The organism is Bacillus sp. 123MFChir2 (assembly GCF_000383235.1).
Taxonomy (GTDB): Bacteria; Bacillota; Bacilli; order Bacillales; family Bacillaceae_G; genus Bacillus_A.
This window is the reverse complement of sequence record NZ_KB910928.1, coordinates 15,187-38,130: the sequence shown is the minus strand read 5'-3', so window position 1 is coordinate 38,130 and position 22,944 is coordinate 15,187. Positions and strand designations below refer to the sequence as shown.

Annotated in this window: 19 protein-coding genes, 2 pseudogenes and 2 other annotated features (1 of these 23 only partly in view); all 21 genes and pseudogenes read left to right on the top strand. The window is 38.3% G+C overall.

Going from position 1 to position 22,944, the window contains the following annotated elements; all coding sequences use genetic code 11:
• Positions 1-191: a binding site (T-box leader), on the top strand; it begins 43 nt to the left of the window's first position.
• Positions 192-229: 38 nt separating this feature from the next.
• Positions 230-2,875 carry a valine--tRNA ligase gene (locus tag H280_RS0104770; RefSeq protein ID WP_020059973.1) on the top strand — a complete coding sequence of 882 codons (2,646 nt, stop codon included), beginning with the start codon at positions 230-232 and terminating at the stop codon, positions 2,873-2,875.
• Positions 2,876-3,049: 174 nt separating this feature from the next.
• A complete protein-coding gene (locus H280_RS0104765; protein ID WP_020059972.1) occupies positions 3,050-4,360 on the top strand; it encodes a bifunctional folylpolyglutamate synthase/dihydrofolate synthase in 1,311 nt (436 codons plus the stop codon).
• Between the two features lie 155 nt (positions 4,361-4,515).
• Positions 4,516-5,460, top strand: coding sequence for a hypothetical protein (locus H280_RS0104760; protein WP_020059971.1), 945 nt, complete (start codon positions 4,516-4,518; stop codon positions 5,458-5,460).
• Positions 5,461-5,671: 211 nt separating this feature from the next.
• Positions 5,672-6,232 (top strand): Maf family protein, encoded by a 561-nt coding sequence (locus H280_RS0104755; protein ID WP_020059970.1) that lies wholly within the window; start codon positions 5,672-5,674, stop codon positions 6,230-6,232.
• Between the two features lie 13 nt (positions 6,233-6,245).
• Positions 6,246-6,782, top strand: a pseudogene (gene radC, locus H280_RS0104750) (RadC family protein); the annotation flags it as partial.
• A 571-nt stretch (positions 6,783-7,353) separates the two neighbouring features.
• Positions 7,354-9,237 (top strand): reverse transcriptase/maturase family protein, encoded by a 1,884-nt coding sequence (locus H280_RS0104745; RefSeq protein WP_020059968.1) that lies wholly within the window; start codon positions 7,354-7,356, stop codon positions 9,235-9,237.
• 73 nt (positions 9,238-9,310) lie between these two features.
• Positions 9,311-9,421: pseudogene (locus H280_RS24725) on the top strand (JAB domain-containing protein); the annotation flags it as partial.
• 700 nt (positions 9,422-10,121) lie between these two features.
• Entirely contained in the window at positions 10,122-11,993 is a 1,872-nt protein-coding gene (ltrA, locus tag H280_RS0104740; RefSeq protein WP_020059967.1) for a group II intron reverse transcriptase/maturase, read from the top strand.
• 332 nt (positions 11,994-12,325) lie between these two features.
• Positions 12,326-13,342: a cell shape-determining protein MreB gene (gene mreB / locus H280_RS0104735; protein ID WP_020059966.1), complete on the top strand. Its 1,017-nt coding sequence runs from the start codon at positions 12,326-12,328 to the stop codon at positions 13,340-13,342.
• Positions 13,343-13,391: 49 nt separating this feature from the next.
• Positions 13,392-14,246, top strand: coding sequence for a rod shape-determining protein MreC (mreC, locus tag H280_RS0104730; RefSeq protein WP_020059965.1), 855 nt, complete (start codon positions 13,392-13,394; stop codon positions 14,244-14,246).
• 12 nt (positions 14,247-14,258) lie between these two features.
• A complete protein-coding gene (gene mreD / locus H280_RS0104725; RefSeq protein ID WP_020059964.1) occupies positions 14,259-14,801 on the top strand; it encodes a rod shape-determining protein MreD in 543 nt (180 codons plus the stop codon).
• Positions 14,802-14,836: 35 nt separating this feature from the next.
• Entirely contained in the window at positions 14,837-15,523 is a 687-nt protein-coding gene (gene minC / locus H280_RS0104720) for a septum site-determining protein MinC (protein ID WP_020059963.1), read from the top strand.
• 2 nt (positions 15,524-15,525) lie between these two features.
• Positions 15,526-16,323, top strand: coding sequence for a septum site-determining protein MinD (minD, locus tag H280_RS0104715; RefSeq protein ID WP_020059962.1), 798 nt, complete (start codon positions 15,526-15,528; stop codon positions 16,321-16,323).
• Positions 16,324-16,476: 153 nt separating this feature from the next.
• Positions 16,477-17,193 (top strand): M23 family metallopeptidase, encoded by a 717-nt coding sequence (locus tag H280_RS0104710; RefSeq protein WP_020059961.1) that lies wholly within the window; start codon positions 16,477-16,479, stop codon positions 17,191-17,193.
• Positions 17,186-18,046 carry a M50 family metallopeptidase gene (locus H280_RS0104705; protein WP_020059960.1) on the top strand — a complete coding sequence of 287 codons (861 nt, stop codon included), beginning with the start codon at positions 17,186-17,188 and terminating at the stop codon, positions 18,044-18,046. The genes H280_RS0104710 and H280_RS0104705 overlap by 8 nt, the downstream gene beginning before the upstream one ends.
• Before the next feature lie 62 nt (positions 18,047-18,108).
• Complete coding sequence (locus H280_RS0104700; protein ID WP_020059959.1) at positions 18,109-19,491, top strand: Rne/Rng family ribonuclease; 1,383 nt, start codon at positions 18,109-18,111, stop codon at positions 19,489-19,491.
• Between the two features lie 271 nt (positions 19,492-19,762).
• Positions 19,763-19,840 (top strand) — a sequence feature (ribosomal protein L21 leader region).
• 14 nt (positions 19,841-19,854) lie between these two features.
• Entirely contained in the window at positions 19,855-20,163 is a 309-nt protein-coding gene (gene rplU, locus H280_RS0104695) for a 50S ribosomal protein L21 (RefSeq protein ID WP_020059958.1), read from the top strand.
• Between the two features lie 11 nt (positions 20,164-20,174).
• Positions 20,175-20,519 (top strand): ribosomal-processing cysteine protease Prp, encoded by a 345-nt coding sequence (locus H280_RS0104690; protein WP_028411101.1) that lies wholly within the window; start codon positions 20,175-20,177, stop codon positions 20,517-20,519.
• A 3-nt stretch (positions 20,520-20,522) separates the two neighbouring features.
• Positions 20,523-20,813 (top strand): 50S ribosomal protein L27, encoded by a 291-nt coding sequence (gene rpmA / locus H280_RS0104685; RefSeq protein ID WP_017150650.1) that lies wholly within the window; start codon positions 20,523-20,525, stop codon positions 20,811-20,813.
• Positions 20,814-20,878: 65 nt separating this feature from the next.
• A complete protein-coding gene (locus tag H280_RS0104680; protein ID WP_020059956.1) occupies positions 20,879-21,427 on the top strand; it encodes a sporulation initiation phosphotransferase B in 549 nt (182 codons plus the stop codon).
• Positions 21,427-22,713, top strand: a complete 1,287-nt coding sequence (obgE, locus tag H280_RS0104675) for a GTPase ObgE (RefSeq protein WP_020059955.1) — start codon at positions 21,427-21,429, stop codon at positions 22,711-22,713. Before H280_RS0104680 ends, obgE begins: the two co-directional genes overlap by 1 nt.
• Positions 22,714-22,944: the final 231 nt, after the last annotated feature.

Genomic DNA, 22,944 nt, shown 5'->3' with positions numbered 1-22,944 from the left:
GAGAGGGAAATCAATTGCTGTGAGATTTCTTAGATGGTAGTGTTGGAAGGTCGCCCTTGAGCAGTTTCTTTGAACTCGCAGTGAAAGTAGGAGAAACCGGGTAACCCGTTACAGATGTTAAGTGTACAGGTGTAGTGTATCTATTTACGCCTGTAAAAAAAGGTGGTACCACGATCTCCGTCGTCCTTTTGGATGAGGGAGTTTTTTATTTTTTTGAGGAGGGAAAAATATGTCAAACACGGAAAAAAATTTACCAACTAAATATGATCATATGTCCGTTGAAGAAGGCCGTTATAAATGGTGGCTTGAAGGCAAATATTTCGAAGCAAAAGGAGATGCGGAAAAACAGCCGTATACAATTGTAATCCCGCCTCCAAACGTAACAGGTAAACTGCATTTAGGTCATGCATGGGATACAACACTTCAAGATATTTTAACACGTACAAAGCGTATGCAAGGATACGATGTATTATGGCTTCCTGGTATGGACCATGCGGGTATCGCAACGCAAGCGAAAGTAGAAGGGAAACTTCGTGAAGAAGGTATTTCACGTTACGATCTTGGCCGTGAGAAATTCCTTGAAAAAGCATGGGAATGGAAAGAAGAATACGCGAATCACATTCGCGAGCAATGGGGAAAAGTTGGTTTAGGATTAGATTACTCTCGTGAGCGCTTTACATTAGACGAAGGTTTATCTGATGCGGTTAATAAAGTATTCGTTCAATTATACGAAAAAGGCTTAATTTATCGCGGAGAATATATTATTAACTGGGATCCAGCAGCGCGCACTGCCCTTTCTGATATTGAAGTAATTCATAAAGATGTGCAAGGTGCATTCTACCATATGAACTATCCATTAACAGACGGTTCTGGTCACATTCGCCTTGCAACAACTCGTCCGGAAACAATGCTTGGTGATACAGCAGTAGCAGTTCATCCAGAAGATGATCGTTACAAACATTTAATCGGTAAAACAGTTACACTTCCAATCGTAGGCCGTGAGATTCCGATTATCGCTGACGAGTACGTAGAAAAAGATTTCGGTACAGGTGTTGTGAAAATTACACCAGCTCACGATCCGAATGACTTCGAAGTAGGTAACCGCCATGACTTACCACGCATTCTTGTAATGAACGATGACGGCACAATGAACGAAAAAGCTGGTAAGTATAACGGTATGGACCGTTTTGAATGCCGTAAGCAATTAGTAAACGACTTGCAAGAAGCAGGTGTATTAGTAGAAATTGAGCCGCATATGCATGCGGTTGGTCATAGTGAGCGTAGCGGAGCCGTTGTTGAACCTTACTTATCAACACAATGGTTCGTAAAAATGGCACCACTTGCTGAAAAGGCAATTGAGCTTCAACAAAAAGAAGAGGAAAAAGTAACGTTCGTACCAGAGCGTTTTGAAAACACATATTTACGCTGGATGGAAAACATTCATGACTGGTGTATTTCTCGTCAATTATGGTGGGGACACCGCATCCCAGCTTGGTATCATAAAGAAACTGGTGAAGTATACGTAGGTACAGAAGCGCCAGCGGATATTGAAAATTGGAATCAAGATAATGATGTACTTGATACATGGTTTAGTTCAGCGTTATGGCCATTCTCTACACTAGGTTGGCCAAACGAAGATGCAGCGGATTTCAAGCGTTATTATTCAACAGACGCTCTTGTAACTGGTTATGATATCATCTTCTTCTGGGTATCTCGTATGATTTTCCAAGGGTTAGAGTTTACAGAACAGCGTCCATTTAAAGACGTATTGATTCACGGTCTTGTTCGCGATGAGCAAGGACGTAAAATGAGTAAATCTCTTGGTAACGGTATTGATCCAATGGAAGTTATTGAGAAGTACGGTGCAGATGCAATGCGCTTCTTCTTATCAACAGGAAGTGCGCCGGGCCAAGATTTACGCTTTAGCATGGAGAAGGTAGAATCTACTTGGAACTTCATTAATAAAATTTGGAACGCATCTCGTTTCGTATTAATGAACATGGATGACATGAAATATGAAGATATTGATTTAACTGGTGAAAAATCAGTTGCAGATAAATGGATTTTAACTCGTTTAAACGAAACGATTGAAAGTGTGACACGTAACATGGATAAATATGAACTAGGTGAAGTTGGCCGTGCATTATACAACTTCATTTGGGATGATTTCTGTGACTGGTACATTGAAATGGCGAAGCTTCCGCTATATGGCGAAGATGAAGCAGCGAAGAAAACAACTCGTTCTGTTTTAGCATACGTACTAGATCAAACAATGCGCCTGTTACATCCGTTCATGCCATTCGTAACAGAGAAGATTTGGCAACATTTACCTCATGAAGGTGAATCTATTACAGTAGCAGCGTGGCCAACAGTTCGCGAAGATTTACAAGACAAAGAAGCAGCGGCAGAAATGCACCTTCTTGTTGATATCATTCGCTCTGTTCGTAACATTCGTGCTGAAGTAAATACACCAATGAGCAAAAAAGTTCAAATGCAAATCAAAGCAAAAGACGAAATAGTACTAGCTCAGCTTACGAAAAACAGCTCTTACATTGAGCGCTTCTGTAATCCAAGTGAATTAACAATTCAAACGAATTTACAAGCGCCGGAAAAAGCGATGACAGCAATTGTATCAGGTGCAGAGCTATTTTTACCACTAGCTGATCTGATCAACCTTGATGAAGAAAAAGCACGTCTTGAAAAAGAACTTGAGAAGTTCGATAAAGAAGTAGAACGTGTACAGAAGAAACTTTCCAATCAAGGATTCGTAGCAAAAGCTCCGGCGGCAGTTATTGAAGGAGAACGCGCGAAAGAGCAAGATTACTTAGAAAAACGCGAAGCAGTTCGCCAACGTCTAGCAGATCTGCAAAAATAAAGTGAAACTTTAATCAGTGGGGAGCTTCATCCCCCACTGATTATTAGCCCTCACCAATCGGGGTAAATTATTTTAAATAACGAACCACGGCAAAGATTGTCCTATTTGAGTATAATAGGGCTAAAGCAATCTTTTGCTTTGGTTCGTTTTTTGATGGAAAGGGGAATGGCATACGTGATACAGACATATGAAGAGGCAATCGGCTGGATTCATAGCCGTTTGAAATTTGGTATAAAACCAGGTTTAGAGCGCATGGAGTGGATGTTAGAGGAACTTGGAAATCCGGAGCGTCATATAAAATGTGTTCATCTTGCGGGAACGAATGGAAAAGGTTCTACGCTCACATATATGCGTTATATGTTACAGGCGGCAGAGTACAAAGTAGGGACATTTACTTCTCCGTACATTGAAACATTTAATGAACGGATTAGTGTGAATGGTGTACCGATTGCAGATCAAGAAATTGCAAATCTTGTAAATGTGGTCAAACCTGTTGTGGAAAAGTTAGATGAAACAAATTTAGGTGAAGCGACAGAATTTGAAATTATTACTGTTATGTCTCTTTATTATTTTGGAAAGATGAATATGTGTGACATCGTCTTATTTGAGACAGGGCTTGGAGGGCGATTCGATTCGACGAATGTCATTCACCCTGTGCTAACAATTATTACAAATATTGGACGCGATCATATGCATATTTTAGGAGATACATTAGAAGCGATTGCATTTGAAAAGGCGGGAATAATAAAATCAGGTGTTCCTATTCTAACTGGTGTACAGCAAAACGAAGCGTTAGAAGTCATCCGTACAGCTGCTAATAGAAAACGTTCTAACTTATATGAATTAGGAAAGCAAATTCAAGTAGAACATCATTCTTCAGAGAAAGAAGGAGAACGATTTACATTCACGTCTCCATTCCATACTTACGAAGATCTTTTCATTTCCATGAAAGGCCAGCACCAAGTGAATAATGCTGCGCTGGCACTTATGGCGATGTCATACTTAAACGTATATCAAGCATTTTTAATTGATGAAGAGCATATTCGAAAAGGATTAGCTGAAGCGTATTGGATTGGACGTTTTGAGCAAATTTCTACTCACCCGCATGTCATTATTGATGGAGCACACAATCCAGAAGGCATACATAGCCTTGTAGAAACTGTTCGTGCACATTATAGTGACAAACGAATTATTATTTTATTTACAGCACTTGGGGACAAGCAGCTAGATGAAATGGTTGGACAATTAGAAACAATTGCGGATGAAATGATTTTTACAACGTTCCAGTTTGATCGTGCTATCTCTGCCGAGGCTCTTGCTGCCCATTCAAAGCGAGAATCAAAACATATTTTTGAAAATTGGCAGGAAGCGATTAGTAGGGCAATGGATTCTTTACAAGAAGAGGATGTTTTCTTATTAACAGGTTCTCTTTACTTCATATCATTCGCTCGTAAATATGTGGTTCAAAAAACTAGACAGAAATAAGCTGTCTAGTTTTTTGTTCTACAAATAAAGACGTAAGCATACATATAAGATAACAATATAGGATAATTTGGCGAATCTCTTTGACAAGTATCTCGTTTTTTTTTGAAACGAGTATGATACGATGCTGGCAATGATAAGAAGTAAGGAGTGGGGGTATGGACAAACAATCGCGACCAATTTCAATTAAAGTGAATGGAACGGAAGCAAATTATATAGAGAAGAAGGAAGATGAAACAAAAAAAGAAGAATTTGATTGGATGCTCCCGGAGAATACGGTGACAAATAATGTTGTGTCGTTTCAAAAACATCCAGCATCTATACGTAAAGGAAAAAAAGGATGGAGTAATAGGCTTGTTTTCACTGTATCTACGGCGATTGTAATTGGGACAGGGTTTGGAATGGGAATGCTACACTTACTAACGGGACAAGAAGCGGTTCGCGAAACAACAGCACCAGCAGCAAATGTTACAGAGAAAAAAGAAACAAAAAAACCGACAAATGAGAAACCAGCACCACAGGCTTTAGCGCCGCTGACGATTTATTTTGTGCAGGGCGGGGTCTTTTCTTCGAAAGAAAAGGGACAGGCATCATTAAAGGAGTTACAAGAAAATGGAGTCCCTGGAGCAGTTATGCAGTCAGGGGATAAATATTTACTCGTTCTTGGGATGGCACATGATGAGCAATCTGTTATGCAGCTAATTACGCAATATAAACAAAAAGATATGTCAGTTGTGAAAAAGAAATGGGAGATTACAGATCAAGCGCTTTTAAAACAGGATCAAGAGTATGGAGCGCTTTTGGAAAAGCTGCAATCGTTGTTTGGAAAACTATTGCAACAAACCGCTACATTGCAGTCCGGGAATAAAATAAGTAAAACAGATATAGAACAAATTGAAAATGAATGGAAAGCAATAAAAAAGGAAGAGGCAGCACTAAAGCAGGATGACATAAAAAAATTGTTTACATATGCATCAGTAGCTGTGCAAACACTACAAGAGGGAAAACAAGATATGGAAACGATGACGAAATTACAGCAAGTGTTAGTGGATAGCTTCCTTTCTTATGAAAAAATAGTTTCACAAAAAAACAAAAACGTATAATAATTAGATGAGATTTAAATCACCATCAGTACGTGGTGCTTTTTTCTAATATTTACTCGTATGGAAGAAAGGAAAAGCAAGGTTGTGCTTTTGCCTTTCTTTTGTATTTTTTTTAAAGAAAAATGATATTTTTAAAATTTGAGGAGAATCTATACATTTAGTATGGTTATGATGTATCTTCCTGCTAATTTTAAAAGTGAAAGGAGAACGTATGAAAAAACTTATTTTAGCGTCTGGTTCACCAAGACGTAAAGAATTACTTGAGCTTGTGGAGATGCCATTTGAGGTTGTAGTTAGCGATGTAGAAGAAACGATTGGTGCATATTCATCACCGCATGATATCGTAATGTCACTTGCGTTGCAAAAAGCATCTGCCGTAGCAAAGGATTACGAAGATTGTGTTGTGCTTGGGGCTGATACAATTGTTACTTTCGAATCGCGTATTCTAGGAAAACCAGAGGATGAGAGTGAAGCGAAAGAAATGTTACGGTTCTTATCAGGAAAAACTCATGAGGTGTATACAGGAGTTGCTCTTATTTCAAAAGAAAAAACAGTGACATTTTATGAGCGTGCAGAAGTAACGTTTTGGGAATTAACTGAAGAAGAAATTCATGCATATGTGCAAACGAAAGAACCGCTTGATAAAGCAGGTAGCTATGGGATACAGGGAAAAGGTGCAATTTTTGTTCAGCATATACAAGGTGATTATTATGCGATTGTTGGCTTGCCGATCGCACGTGTTGTGCGCGAGTTGAAACAATTTAATATGTAAAGGAGGCTAGAATATGAGCTGCATTCGTGATGTTGTGAAAGAAGATCAACCACGGGAGCGTTTATTGCTAGAAGGAGCAAGCAGCTTATCAAACACAGAACTTCTCGCTATATTACTTCGAACAGGTTCAAAAGAGGAGTCGGTCTTAACATTAGCAAACCGAATTTTGCATTATTTTGATGGATTACGAATGTTAAAGGATGCAACAATTGAAGAGATGACAAGCATTCATGGCGTTGGGGTGGCAAAAGCCTCCCAACTTATTGCTGCTTTTGAACTTGGACGAAGAATGGTACGCTTAGAGTATCAAAATAGATATAGTATTCGTAATCCAGAAGATTGCGCACGTTATATGATGGAAGAGATGCGCTTTTTACAGCAGGAACATTTTGTATGTTTATATTTAAATACGAAAAATCAAGTGATGCATCGACAAACAGTATTTATTGGAAGTTTGAATGCCTCGATTGTGCATCCGCGCGAGATCTTCAAGGAAGCATTTCGCCGCGCTGCTGCCTCTATTATTTGTCTTCATAATCATCCTTCGGGCGTGCGCCTGCAAGGTGCGTAATTTTAGCGTTTTCTTAGAAAACTAGGACTCCTTACAATGTTCTATGGTCAGCATCTTACCTTGAGGGGAAACCTATAGAGGGAACATAGCATGATGTGAAAAGGAGAAAAGACGACAAAACTATCTAATGTCGAGTCAGTTCTTCAGACCAAGTGATGTATGGTAAAAGCTACACTGCTTGAATCCTAGACGAATGAGCGATGGGTGCGCCGTTGTCTACGATAGTTAACAGGCAATGAGGACAAAATGGGAGACATATCTCCGCTATGTCTGCTGGGTATCGCCAGAGCCCTGTCCATAGTAAGGTTTGTCCTTCAATCCTCCACTAGAGGAAACCGTCGAAAGGGATACCTAACCATCACGTATCTAAAATTATGTCATAATGCAGGGATTATCTAAGTGCAAGCGCCAATTGGCTATTAGACATAGGTCTATGAAAATTGCATATGGTAACGGAGTCCTCGTAGTACCCAACGTTTGCTTGTAATGAGTTTAGCAGGGGGAAGGGGGACAGGTTGATGTTAACGTCAATGATAAAGGAGTCATGAATATGGCAACAAATCCATTTCATCAGTTGGACGTTATAAGGAAAGCTTCTCAAAATGGTAAACCAATAACGGATTGTTACCGTCTCATGTATAAAAAAGAACTATGGATTGAAGCATATGCAAAGCTATATCCGAATGCTGGGAACCTAACAAAAGGAACATCTGAAGAAACAATCGATGGTTTTAGCTTACAAAAGATTGATGAAATCATTGACCAACTCAAGAATGGAGCATTTCGTTTTGCACCTGTAAGAAGAGTTTATATTCCAAAAGCAAATGGCAAAAAGAGGCCTCTAGGAGTTCCTAACTTTAAAGATAAGTTGGTACAGGAAGTAATGAGAATGATTTTAGAAAATGTTTATGAACCGACATTCTCTGATAACTCTCACGGGTTTAGAGAAGGGAGAAGCTGTCATACAGCACTGTCTCAAATCAAGAATACGTGGAAAGGGTTAACATGGTGCATTGAAGGAGATATTAAAGGCTTCTTCGACCATATTGACCATACCGTACTAGTAAATCTTATCTCAAAGAAAATAAATGATCGCCGTTTCCTGCTCCTTATTCATAATGCACTTACTTGTGGCGTAATGGAAAATTGGATTTACCATAAGACATATAGCGGTACACCACAAGGCGGTATTATTTCTCCCTTATTAGCTAACATTTATCTTCATGAGTTTGATTTGTTCATGGGAAAACAAATGAAGAATTTCGAAAAAGGAAATATTAGGGCGAGAAATAAAGAATACGTTGCGATTCGTTCAGATATCAGAACCCTTTCACAAAAGGTTAAGAAACTTGATGAAAGAAACGGACATGAATTGTGGATAGGGCGAGCAGACCTTGTAAACAACATTCAAGAACTGAAATCGAAGCAAATAAAAATTTCATCAATAGACCCTATGGATAATAATTATCAAAGAATGAAATATGTTCGTTACGCTGATGATTTCGTAATTGGGATAGCTGGTTCTAAACAAAGTGCATGGAATGTTAAGGAAAGGATTAAACATTTTCTTAAAGAGGAACTCCGCCTTGATCTAAGTGAAGAAAAAACACTCATAACATATCTTGAGAATCCAATATCTTTCTTAGGTTACGAATTTCGCAGATGGAATGAAGTGAAGGTCAAAAGGGTTACGTATAAGAATCAAAACCACCCATTGAAGAAGAGAACACTCTCAGGTGCAATAAAGCTAGAGATCCCAGAGAAGAAAATCAATGAATTTGCTGTCAAAAACGGATATGGAAACTTAGATAACTTCAAAATTGTACATCGGACAAAATTAATAAATAACTCGGAATTGGAAATTTTGCACACGTATAACGCTGAACTACGAGGAATCGCAAACTACTACAAGCTAGCGAATAATTATCATCATTTAGATAAGATGTTTTATTTAGCAGAGAGTAGTTTCATTAAAACCATAGCTAATAAACGTAGAAGCACCTCAATGAAAGTGGCTACAAGCATGAGAACCCACAAACAAGGAGTACTTTGTTTAGCAAGAAAAGATAAACAAGGTAATGAAAGACTTCATCAGTTTGTGAAATTAAAAGACCTGCCGAAACATAAAGGTGCGATTAAAGCTGATACACCAGAAATAGACTCATACGTGAATACGATGAAATATTCTAGGCGAACAGAATTTGAAAAGCGTTTGTTGGCTAATAAATGTGAAGCGTGCGGTGCAACAGAAGGTCAGATGGAAGTTCATCACATTAGAAAACTAAAGGACTTGAAAAAGAAACGAAATTTAAAGTATTTGGACAAGATTATGATTGAACGACAAAGGAAAACGATCGTCCTATGCTTTAAATGCCATCATGACCATCATGAGAAGCAAATTTCGATTAGTCAACTGGCGAGCCGTATACAGTGAAAGCTGTACGTACGGTTCTGAGGAGGGGACTGTGAGACCTATTTGGGTAACCAAATAAGGCGCATGCTCTCTATCCTACGACCCCACGCCAAGCAGAGAAGATATTGAAGTCACGAAAAGACTTGTAGAATGCGGGAAAATTATTGGGATTGAAATTCTCGATCATAGTGTGCGTTGTTCCTAGACAATCTGCGTAGAAATACGCAACAAAGCTAGGCAAAGGTACTTACCTTTGAACTTTACGCTTGAATAGGTTGGTGAAATTCCAACTCATTGTTAAATGTTGGTGACAATGCTCTGAAACTCCGACGTGCATAAATGGTTAACTACATTTGTGTACGAAGCTCGGTAAAGGCGCTGAAAAACAGACCTGAGAAGTGGTTAGTGAAGTAAGCGGGAGGCTATAAGACCATCATGCTGACTCGCCAGGAATCCTCGTATGTACGGCTCGTAAAGGTAGAAGGAAACGAATTGAAGTTTCTTGCTTCTGTAAAAGAAGTTTAATCGTGGGTTTTGTATTTGTGGTTGCAAAATCTATACTAATCCAATAATGGAATAGTGTCTTGCGTCCTACCAACAGCGGGCAAAAAGATGGTTAACGGGTCAAAGAGGACAGCTAAAATGGTAACGGAAAGCTAAAGCGTAAGGAACAGCGGAACCATAGAGGATGATGATAAGGGGAGTTAAACTCAATGCATCTAAATTGGAGGAAATGACAATTGAATCTATGGGACAGCAGCCCGTAGTAGTGACGAAATTTCTGTAATGGGAATGGAGCGAAGGGGCATAGTCAGTCCAATTATAAAGTTAAACCAATTTGTTAGGGAAGCCGTTTGAGCACACCTGATTAAAACCTTGCATTCTCCCAATAAGGAGGAATCGCAATGGAACAAGAATCTAACTATCTAAAATCTGAACAAGAATTAAAAGATAAACAGGACGAATTATATAATAAAAGTTTCGAAAGTATAAAACAAAAGGGACAATCGTCTGGACACAAAAATTTATTGGAACTAATGACAAGTGAAGTCACGATACTAACGGCTATCCATCGTATTAAAGCGAATAAGGGAAGTCGTACGGCTGGAAGTGACCACAAATTAATGAAACCAGACATTCTTCAAAAAGATTACCCAAAAGTCGTACAACTCGTACAAGAAAGCTTTCGGAATTATCGTCCAGAACCTATTAAAAGAAAGTACATTCCAAAATCAAATTCCAAAGAGTTACGCCCATTAGGAATACCAAGTGTTATCGACCGAGTTATACAGGAGTGTGTTCGTTTAATTATTGAACCAATTCTTGAGGCACAGTTTTTCCATCATTCATATGGATTCAGACCGATGAGAGATTCCAGTATGGCATTAGTTCGAACAACTGACATCGTTCATATCACGGGACACTATTGGATTATCGAAGGAGATATTAGCAAATTCTTCGATTGTGTTAACCATACGATTCTCATTAAGAAATTATGGAATATGGGAATTAGGGATAGACGAGTCCTCATGATAATTAAAGCAATGTTGAAAGCTGGGATCATGGATGAATTAAAAGAGAACCCAATTGGTACACCTCAAGGAGGAATCATCTCTCCGCTACTCGCAAATGCTTATCTACACACATTTGACCAATGGGTAACAAGAGAATGGGAAAATAAGAAAACAAACTATCCGTATGCACAAAAGTCCAAACAGTTCGAAAGATTACGGAAAACAACACGCTTAAAAGAAACTTATTTGGTAAGATATGCAGACGATTGGGTACTCATAACGAACTCTAAATGGAATGCGGAGAAATGGAAGTACAGAATAACAAAATATCTAAAAGAGCGGTTGAAATTGACATTGTCAGAAGAAAAGACGCTCATAACAGATATACGAAGACGACCAATTAAATTTCTTGGCTTTGAAATCAAGGCAATCAAGGGCAAGGCGAAAAATGGACATATTCTCGTCAGTAAGCCAAATCAACAACGGTTAAAAGATAAGGTAAATGAGATTCATAAAACGATTAAGAAAATCAAAAAAGCAACACGGAAAGAAGACCTGATTCACTGGATTAATCTCATCAACTCTAAGATTAGAGGGCTAATTCAATATTACGAATGTACAACGAAAGTGAATGTGTACATGAAAAAGTATGTTGATAAACTCCACTATGCGGCATATTTAAAACTCCGAAGGCATGGAGGTTATAAAATACCTGCAAAACAAGTGGACAATCTACGGTCAGCCCACGAAAAGTACGAAACCAAAATACCAATGGTTGAATACAACGAATTGAAAATAGGTGTCACAAGGCTAGATTTTTGTAGGTGGAAAAAGCCTAAAAATAAAAGTCCTAGCGAAACACCGTACACCGAACGGGGTAGACAAATTTATATGAGCCGAACTAATAAAAAGCCTGTTAAAGTAAGAGCGGATGAGCTCCTCAGCTTGAATTGGTCCAAGATTATCAAAATCGGACATAAAGGGAAATTGTACAACTTTGAATATTTTATGAATCGAGCCTATGCCTTTAACCGTGATAAAGGAAGATGTCGAGTATGTAAAGAGTTACTTCAGGGGGATGATGTACACATACACCATGTCAACCCAAAACTCCCCATAGAAGAAGTAAATCGAGTTCCTAACCTTGCATCCATGCATGAACATTGCCATCAAATGATTCACAGTTCAAAAGATTATTCCATGGTCGGAAAAGTAACTTGGGAAAAGGTTCTAGGTTTTAGAGAAAAATTGGGATTAACGTAAATAATTGAATTGATGGAACGCCGTATGAGGTGAAAGTCTCACGTACGGTGTGAAGTGGGGGAAAAGAAGTCCAAACGAGTAAAGTCGTGGTTTTTTCTTACCTATCACTATTTATTATTGGTGACCATAAATTCGTCAGTTTAAAAGATAAAGGTCATATTTAAGACTATTTTTTTTCTTTATTTTGTTTTATAATGTGAGTTATGAGTTTTTTGTAGGCTTTCGTCTACACTATAACAAAGAACATGTAAAAACGTTATGTTTTATATAAATATAATAATGTTAAAAGAAAAATGAGCAATTTGTCAAAATTAGAAAGGAAGATATAGAATATGTTTGGATTTGGTGGTTTTACTCGTGACCTTGGGATAGACTTAGGAACAGCGAATACGCTTGTATACGTAAAAGGGAAAGGTGTCGTTGTACGCGAGCCATCTGTTGTGGCATTGCAAACAGACACAAAGCAAATTGTTGCAGTTGGTAACGATGCAAAACAAATGATTGGTCGTACACCTGGAAATGTTGTGGCACTTCGTCCGATGAAAGACGGTGTTATCGCTGATTATGAAACAACAGCAACAATGATGAAATATTATATTCAACAAGCACAGAAATCAAATGGTTTCTTCTCTCGTAAGCCATATGTAATGGTATGTGTGCCATCTGGTATTACAGCTGTTGAAAAACGTGCGGTAATCGATGCAACTCGTCAAGCAGGTGCACGTGATGCATACCCAATTGAAGAACCATTTGCAGCAGCAATTGGTGCAAACCTACCTGTTTGGGAACCAACAGGAAGTATGGTTGTAGATATCGGCGGTGGTACAACAGAAGTAGCGATTATTTCTCTTGGCGGTATTGTAACAAGCCAATCAGTTCGTGTTGCTGGTGATGAGATGGACGATGCGATTATTCAGTACATTAAGAAAAGTTACAATTTAATGATTGGGGAACGAACTTCAGAAGCATTAAAATTAGAAATCGGTTCTGCTGGTGAGCCAGACGGTGTTGAGCCAATGGATATTCGTGGTCGTGACTTAGTAACTGGATTACCAAAAACAGTATCAATTCGCCCAGAAGAAATTGCATCAGCGTTAAAAGATACTGTAGATGCAATTGTTGAGTCTGTAAAAAATACATTAGAAAAAACTCCGCCAGAATTAGCGGCGGATATTATGGATCGTGGTATTGTTTTAACAGGTGGCGGTGCATTGCTTCGTAATTTAGATAAAGTAATTAGCGAAGAAACAAATATGCCAGTTCTTGTTGCAGAAAACCCATTAGATTGCGTAGCAATTGGAACAGGTAAAGCGTTAGATAACATCGACCTTTTCAAAAATGCTCGATAAAATCCATTACTTCGACATAAAAAATTAGTGAATTTAAGAGGGTGTGAACGTGCCACAGTTTTTCTTAAACAAAAGATTAATTGTTTTATTAGTTAGTATTATTCTTCTCGTGGCATTGATCGGAATCTCATTGAAAGAACGGAAAAATCTAACGTGGCCAGAGCAGTTTGTAAAGGATACCGTGGGAGTTGTAGAACGTGTATTTCAAAAGCCAGCGAATTATGTTGCCGGATTCTTTGAGAACGTAGAAGATGTAAAGCGCACGTATGAAGAAAATAAAGAATTAAAATCAAAATTGGACAAGTATGCAGAGCTGTCCGTAAAAGTAAAAGAATTAGAAAAAACAAATGAAGAACTTCGTGATATTCTTGGAAAAAAAGATACACTTAGTGACTTTAAACCGATTCAAGCAACTGTTATTGCTCGCAATCCAGATAAATGGAATGATTTAATCGGGATTGATAAAGGTGCACAACAAGGTATTCAAAAAGATGCGGCTGTTATTACATCAAAAGGTTTAATTGGAAAAGTGAAAAGTGTTTCACAGTTTACTTCAACAGTTGAGTTAATCAGCTCATTAAACCGAACAAATCGTATTTCAGCTGTTGTCCGAGGAGATAGTAATATTTTCGGATTAATTGAAGGGTATGATAAAGAGAAGCAGCAACTTGTTTTCACAAAAATCCCATCTGGTGTGAAAGTAGAGAAGGATCAAACAGTTGTAACTTCTGGTCTTGGCGGTGTGTTCCCAGATGGATTGGTTATTGGACAAATCGTTGAGGTAACAGCGGATGAGTACGGACTAACACAAACAGCTTATATTAAGCCAGCAGCAGACTTAAGTGATGTTAGCAATGTTATGGTTGCCAAACGGACTATGTCGACAGTAGATTTAGGGAAATAGGAGGGGGAAGAGATGGAGATTTTAAAAAAAGCGATTCTTCCTCTTCTACTTCTTTTTGTATTTGTATTGGAGAATATGTTTTCTACTATTGTTCCAACTGGTCTTTTTTGGAAGAACACAATTGTAGCACCGCATTTTTTAATGATTGTTTTATGCTTTATTGCAATTTACTTTAATTCTGTACATGGTATTTACTATGGATTATTATTTGGTTTTTTGTTTGATATCGTACATACAGAATTAGTTGGTGTGTATATATTTGCTTATCCAATTTTAGTGTATCTTGTTTATCAGGCAATGCGAATTCTACAAGTGAACCTTTTTATCGTGTTCTTTATTGTATTAGCGAGCATTGCTGCACTAGAGTATTATGTGTATGGATTTTTGACGTTAATTGGTCGTGTTCATATGTCAACGCATATCTTTTTTACAGATCGTCTTCTTCCGACGCTGTTGTTGAACGGAATTTTTTTACTGCTGTTTTGCTTCCCACTGCAACGATATCTTTTACGTCTTTCAGACGCTATGGAAGAAAAAGAAAAAAGGATTTTCTGATTTTATGTCGAATTAAATCGGTGGGGTGAGCATTGGTGACAGAAAAAAAGCAACAAAATGTGACTATAAAAGGAACGAAAGATGGTTTAGCATTACATCTGGATGATTCCTGTTCATTTCGTGAATTGCTGCAAGAACTTGACGAAAAGCTTTCCACTCATTATTACGAGGGGGATGGCCGCTCTTTAATTGAAGTGCAGGTTAAGGTTGGAAATCGTTATGTAACAGAGGTCCAACAAGAAGAGTTGCGATCGTTAATTCGGAATAAAAAGAATTTAGTCGTAGATTCTATTGAGAGCGATGTTATAACGAAAGAACAAGCGTTGGCATGGAAAGAAGAAACAGAAGTTGTTTCTGTTTCAAAAATTGTTCGCTCAGGTCAAATATTGCATGTAAAAGGCGATTTATTATTGATTGGAGATGTGAATCCAGGCGGTACGGTTATCGCTGGAGGAAATATTTTTATTATTGGAGCATTACGAGGAATTGCACATGCTGGATATTATGGGGATGCAGAAGCTGTTATAGCAGCTTCTGTTATGAATCCAATGCAGCTTCGGATTAGCGATGTGACAACGCGCGCTCCTGAGGAGAAAGAAGACGGGGCGGAAGGGGCAGAATGTGCCTACATTAATGAGAACAATCACATTGTTGTCGATCGCATTCAACTTCTCACTCATCTTAGACCTAATTTAACAAGGTTAGAAAGGGGAATTGTATAGCTGTGGGAGAGGCAATAGTTATTACATCTGGAAAAGGCGGAGTAGGTAAAACTACAACGTCTGCAAATATTGGTACAGCCTTGGCGTTATCTGGGAAAAAAATATGTTTAATTGATACAGATATTGGCCTGCGAAATTTAGACGTAGTAATGGGATTAGAAAACCGTATTGTATATGATCTTGTTGATGTTGTTGAAGGACGTTGTCGTTTACCTCAAGCTCTTATTCGAGATAAGCGCTTTGATGAACTTTATTTATTACCTGCAGCACAAACGAGTGACAAGTCGGCAGTAACACCCGAACAAATGGAAGAATTAATACAACAATTACGTCAAGATTATGATTATATATTAATTGATTGCCCAGCCGGTATTGAACAAGGTTTTAAAAACGCTGTGGCAGGTGCTGATAAAGCAATTGTTGTGACAACGCCAGAAGTATCTTCAATGCGTGATGCTGATCGGATTATCGGACTATTGGAAAAAGAAGATATCGAGCCGCCTAAGTTAATTATCAATCGTGTCCGCAGTCATATGCTACATGAGCAAGATATGTTGGATGTAGATGAAATTGTACGTACCTTGTCTATTGAATTACTTGGGATCGTTGAAGATGATGATGCGGTGATTCGAGCAACAAATACAGGAGAGCCTGTAGCATTGCAGCCGAGTGGAAAGGCATCCATTGCTTATCGAAATATAGCAAGACGTTTGCTTGGAGAAAATGTGCCATTGCAACCGCTTGAAAATGAAAAAAAATCAGTATTTACGAAAATGAAAAAATTCTTCGGAATACGTTAAGAGCACTTCGCATATATGTGGAGTGCTTTTTTTTGTTTTAAGGGTAGCTGCCCGTATACGATCTGACCTTCTAGGAGAAAAGCATTCCCATGAATATCTTTCCCGGACAACTCATACATATGTACAAACTGATGGAAAGAGGAAGGGGTCAGGATGAGAAATAAACGAGTAGAAGAAATTAAAAAGCGTATTGAGAAGAGAAAAGCGCAGCAGGAAAGAGAGGATGAAGTGTTTTTATATGAAGAACAAGACTATATACCGCTTCTTGTTGAGGAAGGAGAAAAGACAAAGCCTATCTTCCGAAAAGAAATATTTCTCTTTAAGCTGCTGCTATCTGCTATTCTTGTTCTTGTCGTAGCCATCTTATTTAAAAACACAACAAATTCTTTTGAAGGCTCACGTACAGTGGTTAAACAAGTGATGAAAGAAGAATTTCAATTTGCATCTGTGTCGAAGTGGTACGAATCAAAGTTTGGAAAACCGCTATCTTTTTTACCTTCTAGTGAAAAGAAAACGCCCCAGAAAGAAAAGAATTACGCTGTTCCTGCTTCAGGAAAAGTAACGCAAAGTTTTCAGGCAAACGGACAAGGTGTGTTTGTACAAACAGACGCGAATGCTGTTGTGGAATCAGTTAATGAGGGCGTTGTTGTCTCGATTGGTCAAAAAGAGGAGTTTGGAAATATAGTTGAAATCCAACATGCAGATGGTACGGAATCTTGGTACGGAAATTTAAGAGAAACATCAGTTAAGCTATATGATTATGTAGCAAAAAAGCAAAAAGTTGGAACAGTTGCAAATGGGAAATTTTATTTTGCGTTCAAAAAGAATGAAAAATTTATTGATCCAATTCAGGTGATTTCATTTGAATAAATATAGTGAGATTTTTTCAAAGATTACCATTCATCCGCTGTTTTGGGGAGTTATAGCAATTGCGGTTTTTACAGCTCGTTTTAAAGAGGTGCTTATTTTATTTTTCATTGTCTTTATTCATGAATTAGGTCATGCGATAGCAGCCGCTCATTTTAAATGGCGCATTAAACAAATTCAGCTCTTGCCATTTGGCGGGGTAGCTGAACTTGATGAGCATGGGAATAAGCCGTTAAAAGAAGAAATGATTGTTATTATAGCAGGGCCTGTTCAACATGTATGGATGGTAGGGGCCGCCTATTTATTGTACACGGTAGGCTGGATAGGAGAAACCTTTTACAATTTTTTTCTGTGGAACAATATGACCATCTTATTTTTTAATTTATTACCGATTTGGCCTCTAGATGGAGGGAAAATTGTACTAAACGTATTATCGCATCGCTTTCCATTTTTACAAGCGCACAATATTATGATGAGAATTTCAATTGTATGTTTTAGTGCTATATTAGGGCTACAGCTCTTTTGGAATGGAAAGAATGCAATGATGTGGGCGTTACTTCTTTATTTAGCATTTTCTTTATTTCAAGAGTGGAAGCAACGTCGTTATGCATTTATGCGTTTTTTATTAGAGCGGTATTACGGAAAGAAACGAGAAATTGCCAAGGTTACAGCAATTACAGTTCAACGGGAAACGAGTTTGTATCACATTTTTACACAGTTTCGAAGGGGATATAAGCATTCAATTATTATAAATGGAGATCATAAAAATCAATACATGTTAGATGAAAATGAATTGCTTTACGCATATTTTACAGAAAAAAGAACAGCATCATCTGTAGAAGAGTTAATTGGTTAGTGTTGACGATAACACTAACCTTTTATATGGTATAAAAAAAGGATAAAAGAGAGGAATTGACTTTGAAGAAGCTATACATAAATTACATCGGTTCGGAAAAGCGAGTTGCTGTTGAAGAAGAGAAAGAAGTTGTAGAACTCTTCTGGCAACGAAATGAACAAGAACAAATTGTTGGAAATATATACATTGGTCGCGTCATGCGAACAATCGCAGGAATGAATGCTGCTTTTGTCAATATTGGCTTGGAGAAGCATGCTTACTTGTCATATGAAAACGTGCCACCATCTATGCGGGTACATGAAGGGCAATCGCTTCTCGTACAAGTTGTGAAAGAAGCGATTGATACAAAAGGTCCAAAAATTACAGCAAACATAGAATTCACCGGGAAATATGTTGTATATATGCCCTATGACACGGTTTTTGCCGTTTCCCGGAAAATAAAAGATGAGAAAAAGAGAGAACAACTTCTTACCCTAGAAAAAACAGGAGGATTTATTTTTCGTTCTGCGTGTGAAAGAGTAGAAATACAAGAAGTACAAGCGGAGATGCAACGCCTTCAATCTCAATTTGAGCTTGTGAAAAAACAAGAACAGCGAGGAAAGGCACCGCTTCTCGTGTATTCTCCATCTAGTTTTTTAGATCGAGTCTTTCAAGAAATACCAGTACATACGATTTCGGAAGTGATGGTAGATCAGCGCAGTATGATACAAGAATTAGAAGAAAAAATAGGTGCAGAAAAAGTTACTTTCTTTCATGAAAAGACGCCGTTATTTGCTCGCTATGGAATTGATCGGGAAATTGAAAAAGCATTGAAAAAAGTAGTGTGGCTTCCAAATGGAGCGAATTTACTCATTGAACAAATGGAAACGATGACGGTAATCGATGTAAACACTGGTAAATTTACCGGGAAACAAAATTTACAAGATACAGTACTGCGCACAAATGAAATAGCGGCAAAAGAAATTGCACGGCAGTTACGACTTCGTGACATTGGCGGGATGATTTTAATTGATTTTATTAATATGAAGCGCCACGAGGAAAAGGAAAAAATAAGAGAAATCGTAAAGTCACACTTAGAAAAAGACCATACTTATACAAGAGTATTAGGATTTACAGAGCTTGGTATTTTAGAAATAACAAGAAAACGTAAAAAACAATCGCTTCGTGATATGCTATTAACAGATTGCAGAATGTGTCAAGGCAGCGGTTATATGTTATCGCATGAAACGGTAGCATATGAGTTAGAGAGAGAACTCATTGCCTATAATGGAACAGATGACGAAGCTGTTCTAATCGCTGCTCATTCGAATGTACAGCAAATCTTTTTTGAGAAAGAACTGCAGCGCAATATATCTTTTCAAATTTATTTTACTGATGATGAAACAGCGCGCTATACAATTGAGCGCTTTGGAACGAAGGAAGAGATACGCGCGCGAAAAAAATAGTTATTATATAAATTCAATTTGATTTTTCAACACACAATTCGCCTCTATGTAAAGCAAAAAGTAACCTGTTACTTTCTTGTTTTCTTTGTTTTAATATCGCATGTGGTAGAAAAAGGGCCTGACCGCTTCTATGCATGGCCAGATGCCCTCGCCCACCAAAAAAAGGGTTGTATGTCAGTTTTTTAATTTGGATTTATATATAAGATTCATTGACAATAGTCTATGTTTCATGATAACATCTCTATGTTATAGTTTATAGCACCTAAACTGCTATATACTACAACCGCGCAGGACAGGTTCCTAAAAGACATTGTATGTCTACCTCGTTTTGGCGAGTCTTAGTAATTATGAGGAGGTGCAATTATGTACGCAATTATCGAAACAGGTGGAAAACAAATTAAAGTTGAAGCTGGTCAAGCAATCTACGTAGAGAAATTAGACGTAGAAGCTGGTGAAACTGTTACTTTTGACAAAGTTCTTTTCGTTGGTGGCGAAACTGTTAAAGTTGGTAGCCCAGTTGTAGAAGGTGCAACGGTTACTGCGAAGGTTGAAAAACAAGGTCGCGCTAAGAAAATCATCGTTTTCAAATACAAAGCGAAAAAGAACAATCGTAAAAAACAAGGTCATCGTCAACCATACACGAAATTAGTGATTGAAGCAATCAACGCTTAATTTGGGTTGTCATGATTAAATTTACGATTAACCGCACGAAATTAGGAAGTATTCTATCGTTTAAAATGACCGGGCATGCCAACTTCGCTCCGCATGGACAAGATCTTGTCTGCGCTGGAACGACAGCGGTTGTGTTTGGTACAATAAATGCTGTGGAATCACTTTGTAGTGTGCAAGCAACTATTGAACTTGGAAAAGATGGTGGATTCTTAATGTATGAATTGCCTAGTGATCTAGATAATTCTACTAAAGAAAAAGCATCTTTCCTATTAGAGGGCATGGTTGTTTCGCTTAAAACGATCGAACTTGATTACGGAAAATATATCCGATTAATAGAAAAAGTGCAGGAGGTGTAACGTATGTTAAGATTAGATCTTCAGTTTTTCGCATCTAAGAAAGGTGTGGGTAGTACTAAGAACGGTCGTGACTCTCAGTCAAAACGTCTTGGTGCTAAACGTGCAGATGGTCAAATGGTTTCAGGTGGTTCAATTCTTTACCGTCAACGCGGTACAAAAATTTATCCAGGTGTTAACGTTGGTCGTGGTGGCGATGACACATTATACGCGAAAGTTGACGGCGTAGTACGCTTCGAGCGTCTTGGCCGTGACCGCAAACAAGTGAGCGTATATCCTGTTGCTCAAGAAGCATAAGAAACTCACGGAAAACTCTAACCTGAGTGCAGGTTAGGGTTTTTCTATATTAAAGGGGTATATGAATGGAAGAAAAATGGACAATTATAGATGCGTTGCGTCATTCAAGACATGATTGGCTTAATCGTATGCAGATGATTAAAGGAAATCTTTCACTTGGAAGAGTGGAAGAAATTCATGGACTCATCGATCGTTTTGTCCAAGAAGCGAGACAAGAATCGAATCTGATCGGGCTTTCTATGCCCAAGTTTTCAGAATGGATTTTAACATATAATTGGAAACAGCATCCGTGCTTGTTGGAGTATGAAGTATTAGGAGACATACATAACTTATCGCATCTAGATGAAAGAGTATCTGTATGGACGGCTCAATTTTTCCAAATACTTGAGCATAGTTTAGACGTTTATGTTGAAAATTATGTTTGTATCACAGTTGGATGTGAAGGTGAGGATGCTCGTTTCTTTTTTGATTTTCGTGGCAAGCTAACAAATGTACAAGAGATACAAGGGTGGCTTGCTTCTCAACATAATAAATGGTGTTCCATTTCTTATACAGTGCGAGAGGAAGAAATCTCGATTATATTACAACTACTAGAAAAAAGTGTGGTGAGATAATGTTTGTAGATCAGGTCAAGATATATGTAAAAGGCGGCGACGGCGGTAACGGAATGGTTGCATATCGTCGTGAAAAATATGTTCCAAAAGGTGGCCCAGCAGGCGGTGATGGTGGTAAAGGTGCCGATGTTGTTTTCGTAGTAGACGAAGGATTACGTACATTAATGGATTTCCGCTATCAGCGTCATTTTAAAGCGGATCGCGGTCAACATGGAATGAGTAAAGGCCAACATGGCCGTAAAGCGGATGATTTAATTGTAAAAGTTCCGCCGGGAACGGTTGTAAAAGATGAAGCTACTGGTCAAATTCTTGCGGATTTAGTAACGCATGAGCAGTCAGCAGTTATCGCAAAAGGTGGCCGTGGTGGCCGTGGTAATTCACGTTTTGCGACGCCGACGAATCCAGCTCCAGAAATTGCTGAGAATGGTGAACCAGGTCAAGAACGTGAAGTCGTTCTAGAATTGAAAGTGTTAGCTGATGTAGGTCTTGTTGGATTCCCAAGTGTCGGTAAATCAACATTATTATCTGTTGTATCATCAGCACGTCCCAAAATTGCTGAATATCACTTCACAACAATTGTTCCAAACCTTGGAGTAGTTGAAACAGGTGATGGTCGCAGCTTTGTTATGGCAGACCTTCCAGGATTGATTGAAGGGGCACACGAAGGTGTTGGGCTTGGACATCAATTTTTACGTCATATTGAGCGTACACGCGTTATCGTTCATGTGATCGATATGTCTGGTTTAGAAGGACGCGATCCATATGAGGATTACGTAACAATTAATAATGAATTAAAAGAATACAATCTGCGTTTAACAGAGCGTCCACAAGTTGTTGTTGCAAACAAAATGGATATGCCAGATGCAGAAGAAAATTTACAAGCGTTCAAAGAAAAAGTGGGCGATATCGTTAAAATCTTCCCAATTTCTGCAGTAACGCGTCAAGGTGTTCGTGATTTACTATTTGAAGTAGCAAATCTGATCGAAACAACACCAGAATTCCCAATACACGAAGTTGTAGATGAATCTGAAGCGAGTGTAATGTACAAATTTGAGGGTGAAGGCTCTAAATTTGAAATTACACGTGAAAGCGATGGTACATTTGTCATTACTGGTTATGATATTGAGAAAACATTCAAGATGACAGACTTCTCTCGTGATGAATCTGTACGTAGATTTGCTCGTCAAATGCGCGGTATGGGCATTGATGAAGCGCTGCGCCAACGCGGTGCAAAAGACGGCGATATTGTAAAAATTCTTGAATATGAATTTGAATTTATCGATTAAAGACTGCCGGAATTCGGTAGTCTTTTTTTTGTCGAAAAATCATCCTCAAATGGGGATTTACCCTTATAATGGAAAAGGGTAGATGTATATAAAACCATTTTAATTTTCCGACATATAAATCGTTGCTATGTAGAATACAACATGATCGCTACTGGTCCCCTCCTTTTGTTTTAAACATCGCATGTGGTAGGAAAAGGAACTGACCGCTTCTACGCATGGCCAGAGCCTCTC